Raw genomic sequence first — 9,208 nt, 5'->3', positions numbered from 1 at the left:
AACACGGAGAACCGGTCGAAAAAGCTCTCCGTACATGATTTTTCGGTCACTTTTCGTCCAATGACGCTGTAGGTGCCTGGAAAATTGCAACTTGCCGCGGCTGCACGACAAGTTGATCGGAGCATCCCTAAAGGAGTTGGAGGCTTTGCAGGAGCAGAAAAGACGACGGCAACCGAAAAAACCCTAATCGTCTCGAAACTGAAAAGCGTATTCCCTCTGGCGGATCTACTGAAGCTGGCGGGTGTGGCGCGCAGTACGTTTTACTATCAAGTCCAGGCACAACAGCGCCCAGATAAGCACGCCTCGCTCAAAGAGCTGGTACAGCGTGTGTATGACCAGGAGAAAGGCCTTTATGGGTATCGGCGCATTACAGCTGTGATCAGGAGCTTGGGCACTTTGGTCAACAAAAAGCTCGTGGAGCGGTTGATGGTTGAGCTGGGGCTGCGTTCGATTGTGCGTCCCAAGAAGTATCGCTCGTATCGAGGGGCTGTCGGCAGAACCGCACCGAATCTATTGGAGCGCAACTTCATTGCCCAGCGCCCTAACCAGAAGTGGGTAACGGACGTTACAGAATTCAAGGTTGCTCAGCAAAAGCTCTATCTTTCGCCTGTGATGGATTTATATAACCGCGAAATCGTTGCGTATGAAATGGCCACCCGGCCCTGCTTGGCGCTGGTCGACAATATGCTGGATAAGGCTTTCAAGCGTTTGCAGAGCGAGCCAAAGCTGGTCATCCACTCTGACCAAGGATGGCATTACCAGCACTCCCAATACCGCCATAAACTGGCCAAGCTCGGGGTTAAACAGAGCATGTCGCGCAAAGGAAACTGTCTGGACAATGCCGCGATGGAAAGTTTCTTTGGTACGCTGAAATCCGAGTTTTTCTACTTGAAGCGATTTGAAAGCGTTGAAGCGCTGAAGACGGGGCTGGATGAATACATCCATTATTACAACCATGACCGTATCAAACTGACGCTCAACAGCCTAAGCCCTGTGGGATACAGGACTCAGGCTGTGCAGGGCGCTAGTTAATCTGTCCAACTTTTGGGGGGCAGTTCACTTGTGTAGGAGCGAGCTTGCCTCGCGATCTTTTGACCCTGACATTACAAGAGCGCAGCCTTCGTTCCTCGACAGCTCCTACGGGCATGGATTGGGCGTCTGTATCTGATATTTATGCTCACATCCCAGCTTAATAATATTTTATTTAAAACAGCCCTCCCCCTAGCCTTGAAGTCATGCACGAACTGAATCCAACTGCATTACGCAAGGACAGAGACATGACGCTAGCGACAACAACAATAGACACCTTGGTAGTGGGGGCTGGCCAGGCGGGTGTGGCCATGAGTGAGCACCTGAGCAAGCAAGGTGTGCCTCATCTGGTGCTGGAGCGCAGTCGTATCGCTGAACGCTGGCGCACCGGTCGCTGGGATTCGCTGGTCGCCAACGGACCGGCCTGGCATGACCGCTTCCCCGGCCTGGAATTCGATGACGTGGCCGCCGATGGCTTCGCCCCCAAAGAGCGCGTCGCCGATTACTTTGAAGCCTATGCACGCAAGTTCAATGCGCCGATCCGCACCGGTGTCGATGTGCTCTCGGTGGTGCGCAATGTCGGCCGTCCGGGCTTTACCGTGCACACCAGCGAAGGCGTGATCGACGCCAAGCGTGTGGTTGCAGCCACCGGCCCGTTCCAGAAGCCGGTGATCCCGGCCATTGCTCCGCAAGACAGCGCACTGCATCAGATCCACTCAGCGGATTACCGCAACCCGGCGCAACTGCCTGCGGGCGCCGTGCTGGTGGTGGGTGCCGGTTCGTCCGGGGTGCAGATCGCTGATGAACTGCAACGCTCCGGGCGCCAGGTGTACTTGTCGGTCGGTGCCCACGACCGCCCTCCCCGCGCCTACCGTAACCGTGATTTCTGCTGGTGGCTGGGGGTGCTGGGTGAATGGGATCAGGCGGCGATGAAGCCGGGCCGCGAGCACGTAACGATTGCCGTCAGCGGTGCCCACGGTGGCAAGACCATCGATTTTCGTGAGCTGGCCCAGCAAGGCATGATCCTAGTGGGGCTGACCCAGGCGTTCAACAACGGCGTCGCCAGCTTCCAGCCCAACCTGCTGGAAAACCTCAAGCGTGGCGATGAAAACTACCTGGCACTGCTGGATGCTGCAGACGCTTACATCGAGCGCAATGGCCTCGATTTGCCGCTGGAGCCGCAAGCTCGCCGGGTATTCCCGGACGCCGACTGCGTGAAAAACCCGATTCAGCAGTTGGACCTGGCCGCCGCCGGGATCACCTCGATTATCTGGGCCACCGGCTTTGCCGTGGACTACAGCTGGCTGCAAGTCGATGCCTTTGACGCCGCTGGCAAACCGCAGCACCAGCGCGGTGTGTCGAGCGAATCGGGGATCTATTTCCTCGGATTGCCCTGGCAGTCACGCCGTGGCTCGTCGTTTATCTGGGGCGTGTGGCACGACGCCAAATACGTGGCCGACCACATCAGCATCCAGCGCCAATACCTTGAATACCGCGACGCCGCACCGGTTGTTCGGCAATCGCCTGTCAGCGCCTGATTAACTATTTCTGGAGTTTTTTTGATGCCTACTCACACTCGCATCCGCATGTTCAACACCAAAGAAACCTACCCGAACCAGAGCCTGGACAACGACCTGTGCCAGGCCGTGCGTGCCGGTAACACGGTGTATGTCCGTGGCCAGGTGGGCACCGATTTCGAGGGCAACCTTATTGGCCTCGGCGACCCGCGAGCCCAAGCCGAGCAAGCCATGCGCAACGTCAAACAACTGTTGGAAGAAGCCGGCAGCGACCTGAGCCACATCGTTAAAACCACCACTTACCTGATCGACCCGCGCTACCGCGAACCGGTGTACCAGGAAGTCGGTAAATGGCTCAAGGGCGTGTTCCCGATTTCCACCGGGCTGGTGGTGTCGGCGCTGGGTCAGCCGCAGTGGCTGATGGAAATTGACGTGATCGCAGTAATCCCGGAGTAAGGAGGCTCGCCATGACCTTTTCAATCGTCGCCCGTTGCGCAGAAACCGGCCAGTTGGGCATCGCCATCAGCTCATCGAGCATTGCCGTGGGCGCCCGTTGCCCGTGGCTACGCCCTGGTGTGGGGGCGGTGTCGACCCAGAACATCACGCTGCCGGCATTGGGCCCGGATGTGCTCGACCTGCTGGAGCAAGGCCTCGCGCCCGGCGCGGCCATCGACACGGCGCTGACCCGCAACGGCTACAGCCAGTACCGGCAACTGACGGCGATTGATCATCAGGGCCGCACCGTGCACTTCAGCGGCAGCGAAACCCTGGGCACGCACAATGCGCTGTCGGGCGAACAGTGTGTGGCGGCGGGCAATATGCTCGCTGACCGCACAGTGATTGCCGCAATGGTTCAGGCTTTTGAGCAAGGTGAAGGCCAGTTGGCCGACCGCTTGCTGGCCGCAATGCATGCGGCCATTGCCGCCGGCGGTGAAGCGGGCCCAGTACATTCAGCCGCGTTGGTGGTGGTGGGCGAATTGACCTGGCCGATCATCAATCTGCGGGTGGATTGGGCCGATGAAAATCCCATCGGTGAGCTGCAAAAACTCTGGGACGCCTATCGCCCGCAGGTCCAGGATTACATCGACCGCGCCCTCGCGCCTGACCGTTCCCCTGGTTACGGCGTGGCGGGAGATGATCGATGAGCCGCAGCCGCGAACTGCTGCACACGCTGGTGGGGTTTGACACCACCAGCCGCGAGTCCAACCTGCATTTGATCGAGTTTGTACGCGATTACCTGGCAGGTTTTGGCGTGAGCTGCGAGCTGGTTCACAACGAAGAACGCAGCAAGGCCAATCTGTTTGCCAGCATTGGCCCGAGCGAGGTCCCCGGCATTGTGCTGTCGGGGCATACCGACGTGGTGCCGGTGGATGGCCAGCCGTGGACCACGCCGCCGTTCGAGCTGACCGAACACGACGGCAAGCTGTTTGGCCGGGGCACGGCAGACATGAAGGGCTATATCGCCTGCGTGTTGGCGCTGGTGCCGACGCTGGTGCAGACGCCGTTGCGCATACCGGTGCACATTGCTCTGTCCTATGACGAAGAAGTCGGCTGTCTGGGCGTGCGCTCGTTGCTCAGCGTGCTGGAGCAGCGTCCGGTCAAGCCGATGCTGTGCATTATTGGCGAGCCGACGGAACTCAAGCCGGTGCTCGGGCATAAAGGCAAGTTGGCGATGCGTTGCGATGTGCATGGCGAAGCCTGCCATTCGGCCTATGCCCCCTATGGCGTGAATGCCATCGAGCATGCCGCCGAGTTGATTGGCGAGCTGGGCCGTCTTGGCCGCCAGTTGCGCGAACACCAGGACCCACGCTTTGACCCGCCCTACAGCACCGTGCAGACCGGGGTGATTGCCGGGGGCAAGGCGCTGAATATCGTGCCCGCCGATTGCCGCTTTGATTTTGAGATTCGCGCCTTGCCGTCACAGGACCCAGGTGAAGTGGCCGAGGCATTGCAAACCTATGCGATGCAACAGGTCCTGCCACGCATGAAGGCGGTAAGCGCGCAGAGTGCGATCCGTTTTACCGAGCTGTCAGCGTATCCGGGGCTGGTCACCGATGAGCGCAGCCAGGCGGCCGAGTTGATTGCGGCGTTTTCCGGGTCTCGGGAGTTCGGCACGGTGGCGTTTGGCACTGAGGGCGGGTTGTTCGATGCCGTGGGCATCCCCACGGTGGTCTGCGGCCCGGGCAGCATGGACCAAGGGCACAAGCCCGATGAGTTTGTGAGCGTGGCGCAACTGGCCGGGTGTGATGCGATGCTGCTGCGGATGCTGGATTCTATCCGCGCTTAAGTTTTGCCCTTGTAGGAGCGAGCTTGCTCGCGATCTTTTTAAAGATCAAAAGATCGCGAGGCAAGCTCGCTCCTACAGGTCCAGGCAGGGTTAGCTGAGGACTCTGGCCAGTTCTTCGCGGCAATAATCGACAAACAATTGCACCGGTTTGGTCAGCGGCGCCCGGCGCAGCCAGACGGCTGACAGGCCGGAGCCGGTGACGGTTTCGGCCAAGGGGATGCACACCAGTTTCTGCCCGTCGTAGGTGTATTCGGTGAAGGGTTTGGTCACCAGAATCGAAAATCCGAACCCCCTGCCAACCATGCCCCGCACCATCTCGATCGACGGCGAGCTGAAGACGATGTTCGGGGTCAGTCCGCGCTCTTCGAAGATGCTCACGAAGTAGGTCCGGCTCGGCAGCACGTCGAGCAAAATCATCGGTTCCAGTACCAGGTCGGCCAATGACACTTTGGCCTGCTGCGCAAAGCGGTGGTCTGCCGGTAACAGCGCGTAGGGCTGCTGCGGGGGCATCAATGGCGTGGTTTCGATACTGCCGCCCAGGTCGTGCTCGAAGAGCATGGCCATGTCGATGCTGCCCGCCGTCAGCGCCTGCACCAGCTCTTGCTGTTCGCCGTCGCGAATGCGTATTTCCACTCCCGGCCAGCGCTTTTTGAACCCTGCAATCAGGCGCGGCAAGTACAGCGGCGCGACGGTCTCGAAGCAGCCGATGTCGATCTGGCCCGACACCACGTCATTGTCCGCTAGGGCGTTTTGCTCAAATTCATGGGCCACGCGCAGCAGTTCTTGCGCCTTGCGATAAAATCGCGCGCCGCTGGGCGTCAGCGAAACGCCCTGGGCGTGGTGACGAATAAACAGTTGCACGCCAAAGCTGTCTTCCAACTGCTTGATGGCGGTAGACACCGAAGGCTGGGCGATATAAAGCTTGCGTGACGCCTCTGCGACGCTCCCGCATTCGGCCGTGGTAATAAAATATTTGAGTTGGCGCAGGTTGTAGGCAGCCATCGGAACCTCGATAAACGTGGGGTTTCGCCCCAAAAAAGTGCAGAAAAAAGCCGTTTTTTTCAGCGTTGGCGGTGTATGCAACATACCGGAGCAAAAAAAGGTATGAGCTATATTTTTTAAGGTCTATAGCAACAAACTTACTAATTTACCTGCTTGCCACCATTACAGATGATCACTCCAACAACAAAGCGCTGCCCTGAATGCGCACTGCGAAGTACGCCCACGTACTCTTCCTGCCTTGGAGTTCATCATGGTCACCACTGCAACATCCTCCGCCCCACTCATCGAAAAGCACACGATTGGCTACGTGCCCCCGGAAGATCGCCATGGAAAGGTAAGAGACCTCTTCACCCTGTGGTTCGGCGGTAATATCGCGCCGTTGCCGATTGTGACCGGCGCACTGGGTGTGCAACTGTTCCACCTGAATCTGGTGTGGGGCATCGTCGCCATTCTGGTCGGCCACTTGCTCGGCGGCGTGCTGATGGCGCTGCACTCAGCCCAGGGCCCGCAAATGGGCATCCCGCAAATGATCCAGAGCCGCGCCCAGTTCGGCTCTCTCGGCGCGTTGCTGGTGGTGGTGATCGCCGGCGTCATGTACATCGGCTTCTTTGCTTCCAACATCGTGCTTGCCGGTAAATCCCTGCATGGGGTGGTCGACTCGGTGCCCGTACCGGTCGGTATCGTGATCGGCGCGATCGGCTCCGGGATCATCGGCATCATCGGCTACCGCTTTATCCACGTGCTCAACCGCATCGGCACCTGGGTGCTGGGCGCCGGTATCGTGCTGGGTTTCGGTTATATCTTCACCCACATCCAGACCACCGACTTTCTGACCCGCGGCGAATTCAACATCTCCGGCTGGCTGGCCACTGTGTCGCTGGCGGCCCTGTGGCAGATCGCGTTCGCCCCGTACGTGTCTGACTACTCGCGCTACCTCCCGGCGGATGTACCGGTGGCGTCCACCTTCTGGGCCACTTACATGGGCTCGGTGCTGGGCTCCAGCCTGTCCTTCATCTTTGGTGCGGTGGCCGTGCTCGCAACGCCGGTCGGGATGGACACCATGGACGCCGTGAAACTCGCCACCGGCGCGATCGGCCCGTTGATGCTGGTGCTGTTTCTGCTCAGCGTGATCAGCCACAACGCCCTCAACCTGTACGGCGCCGTGCTGTCGCTTATCACCTTGATTCAGACCTTTGCTTATCGCTGGATTCCAACAGCCAAAAGCCGTGCGCTGATCTCTACCGTGGTGCTGGCAGCGTGTGCAATTGCGGCGGTCTTCGCCTCGAAAGACTTTATCGGCCATTTCGTCGACATGGTGCTGGTGCTGTTGGTGGTCCTGGTGCCGTGGACGGCGATCAACCTGATCGACTTCTATGCGATTCACAAAGGCAAATACGACATCGCCTCGATCTTCCGCGTCGACGGTGGCATTTATGGCCGCTACAACCCGCAGGCATTGCTGGCCTACGCCATCGGCATTGCAGTGCAGATCCCGTTTATGAACACCCCGTTGTACGTGGGCCCGATCTCGGCACACATCGACGGAGCGGATTTGTCCTGGGTCGTAGGGCTGCTGGTGACGTCGCCGCTGTACTACTGGCTGGCGAGCCGGGACAGTGCGTACAAGCGCCGAATGAACGAATCGAAACTGGTGGGTAGCGTTTGATTAACTGCCCAATTTGTCGCCGCTGACGAGGCAAGGGGCTGCGATGGGATGCGAAAGCACTCATCGCAGCCTTCGTGCCTTGGCAGCGACTACAGGGTTTGGTGACAACAGTAGCCATTTGAAGACCCTGCATGCGAGCGTGGCGACTGTGCATGCGACATGATCTACCGCACGTAAGTGCACCCTGCCCCTGCTACGCTGTGTGTCTTATCGCGTGAACAGGGAGGACGCCATGAGCGTTATGTTGAAGCGGGCTTATGAACAGCCGAGTGACACGGATGGCCAGCGCATTCTGGTCGACCGGCTTTGGCCACGGGGCGTGGCCAAGGCGAAAGCCAGGATTGATCTGTGGCTCAAGGAGGTCGCGCCCAGCACCGAACTTCGCCAATGGTTCGGGCACGCACCTGAAAAATGGCCCGAGTTCAAAAAGCGCTACTGCGAAGAACTCAAGAACAACCCCGCGCTGTCGCAACTCCAACAACAGGCGCAGCAGGGCGACATCACGCTGATCTATGCGGCCAAGGATCAATCACACAATGAGGCGGTGGTGCTCAAAGAGATGCTTGAGGGCCGCCTTGTGCTGGGTTGAGTTGCTTTTTTAGCGCGGCATATAGAAGTCCACCTTGTGGGAGCGGGCTTGCTCGCGATACAGGCAACTCGGTGTGCCTGTAACAACTGGTCGGTGCAATCGCGAGCAAGCCCGCTCCCACAGGGTGCCAGACTAACGACTACTTACGCGATTTGCCGAACATCATGCGCCAGCGATTGCGGTTGAGCAGTACCCAGCCGGTCAACTGCATGCACCCGGCCAGTACCAGACTGCGCATGAGGGCAGGCTCTGTAGGCTTTGGCCCGGTGTAGATGCTGTACAAGGCGAAAAGGACACCGAGCAGGCCGAGAATGAAAAAGATCAAACCGAGGATGGTGAGGCGATGCAAATTGAGCGAGGACATGGCGTAAATCGTTAAGGACTGGAGCCCTAACGTTACCCGGTAATGGGGCTGGCTGCCAATCGGTCAGCGATTCCAGGGGGCGACTCGCTGACACGCTCAGGCAACTTCAGCCCACTAGAACGTCAGCCCTCCTTGTTCGAGGGTCAAGATCAAGGCGTTCAAGTTATCGGGGGCCACGCGTATCAGACCTTTGCCCGGCACATCGATCTCCGCAATCATGAACAGTGCCAGCGCTGTAAAAATCGGCATGATGCACACCAACACATTGCTCCCGGACTTGCCCCGCGCATTGTAGCCAATCAAAAAGTTGGAACAGACCGCACTTAACACAAGCAGTGCCCATGCAACGACCGGTATCTGATGCCGCCAGCTGGACATGGTTTTTTGTTGGGCCACATACAACTCACTGCTTGCATTTAGCACGGTCACAATGACCGGGTTGGGATTAACCTTCGCGAGCTTGCTGATTTGAAACCACATATAGGCTTGTTTTTTGATGGATTCCATGCGGATATCCGCGCGTTTGGCATCATCATCGGTGGCATAAAATGCAATCCGCAGGGCCAAGTATTCCTCCAGCAGTTTCTCTGCGGTTTCTTGCTGAGACTCTGTGAGCAACGTCGTGCGCGGCGTTTTGCAAGGTAGTTGTCGCGTCAGCCGTGTTTTTAAGCTGCTATTTTCACTGCCGGCTGCTCCCTCTCTGGGTTGAGTGTGACGGCGCCGATAGGTTGCCAATTTCGCGTTGCACCTGACC

The 9,208-nt window shown here is 58.6% G+C and carries 10 protein-coding genes; 7 read left to right on the top strand and 3 right to left on the bottom strand.

Annotated features, from left to right (window positions below; translation table 11 throughout):
- The first annotated feature begins 72 nt into the window (after positions 1 to 72).
- The 5 genes from HBN61_RS21895 to argE all read left to right on the top strand — a co-directional run bounded on the left by HBN61_RS21895 (position 73) and on the right by argE (position 4,833).
- Positions 73 to 1,032 (top strand): IS3 family transposase, encoded by a 960-nt coding sequence (locus HBN61_RS21895; protein ID WP_524539087.1) that lies wholly within the window; start codon positions 73 to 75, stop codon positions 1,030 to 1,032.
- A 203-nt stretch (positions 1,033 to 1,235) separates the two neighbouring features.
- Positions 1,236 to 2,567, top strand: a complete 1,332-nt coding sequence (locus tag HBN61_RS21890; protein ID WP_162493709.1) for a flavin-containing monooxygenase — start codon at positions 1,236 to 1,238, stop codon at positions 2,565 to 2,567.
- Between the two features lie 24 nt (positions 2,568 to 2,591).
- Positions 2,592 to 3,002 (top strand): RidA family protein, encoded by a 411-nt coding sequence (locus HBN61_RS21885; RefSeq protein ID WP_047293191.1) that lies wholly within the window; start codon positions 2,592 to 2,594, stop codon positions 3,000 to 3,002.
- Between the two features lie 11 nt (positions 3,003 to 3,013).
- Positions 3,014 to 3,691, top strand: a complete 678-nt coding sequence (locus HBN61_RS21880) for a DUF1028 domain-containing protein (RefSeq protein WP_047293189.1) — start codon at positions 3,014 to 3,016, stop codon at positions 3,689 to 3,691.
- Positions 3,688 to 4,833 carry an acetylornithine deacetylase gene (gene argE, locus HBN61_RS21875; RefSeq protein ID WP_047293187.1) on the top strand — a complete coding sequence of 382 codons (1,146 nt, stop codon included), beginning with the start codon at positions 3,688 to 3,690 and terminating at the stop codon, positions 4,831 to 4,833. The genes HBN61_RS21880 and argE overlap by 4 nt, the downstream gene beginning before the upstream one ends.
- A gap of 90 nt (positions 4,834 to 4,923) precedes the next feature.
- Here the strand turns inward: argE and HBN61_RS21870 are convergent, their stop codons facing one another.
- Positions 4,924 to 5,835, bottom strand: a complete 912-nt coding sequence (locus HBN61_RS21870; protein WP_047294692.1) for a LysR family transcriptional regulator — start codon at positions 5,833 to 5,835, stop codon at positions 4,924 to 4,926.
- Positions 5,836 to 6,085: 250 nt separating this feature from the next.
- Here HBN61_RS21870 and HBN61_RS21865 point away from each other — a divergent pair, with 250 nt between their 5' ends.
- Positions 6,086 to 7,501: a purine-cytosine permease family protein gene (locus tag HBN61_RS21865; RefSeq protein WP_047294695.1), complete on the top strand. Its 1,416-nt coding sequence runs from the start codon at positions 6,086 to 6,088 to the stop codon at positions 7,499 to 7,501.
- A gap of 232 nt (positions 7,502 to 7,733) precedes the next feature.
- Positions 7,734 to 8,090: a DUF488 domain-containing protein gene (locus tag HBN61_RS21860; protein WP_047294698.1), complete on the top strand. Its 357-nt coding sequence runs from the start codon at positions 7,734 to 7,736 to the stop codon at positions 8,088 to 8,090.
- A 139-nt stretch (positions 8,091 to 8,229) separates the two neighbouring features.
- Here HBN61_RS21860 and HBN61_RS21855 read toward each other — a convergent pair whose 3' ends face one another.
- Complete coding sequence (locus HBN61_RS21855) at positions 8,230 to 8,454, bottom strand: hypothetical protein (RefSeq protein ID WP_047294701.1); 225 nt, start codon at positions 8,452 to 8,454, stop codon at positions 8,230 to 8,232.
- A 114-nt stretch (positions 8,455 to 8,568) separates the two neighbouring features.
- Positions 8,569 to 9,208: hypothetical protein (locus tag HBN61_RS21850; protein WP_223182429.1), on the bottom strand; the 640-nt coding region annotated here is incomplete at its 5' end.

Source organism: Pseudomonas sp. WS 5071, assembly GCF_012985765.1.
GTDB lineage: Bacteria > Pseudomonadota > Gammaproteobacteria > Pseudomonadales > Pseudomonadaceae > Aquipseudomonas > Aquipseudomonas lundensis_A.
Note: the sequence above shows the minus strand (reverse complement) of the source record. Positions and strands in the feature narration are given on the sequence as shown.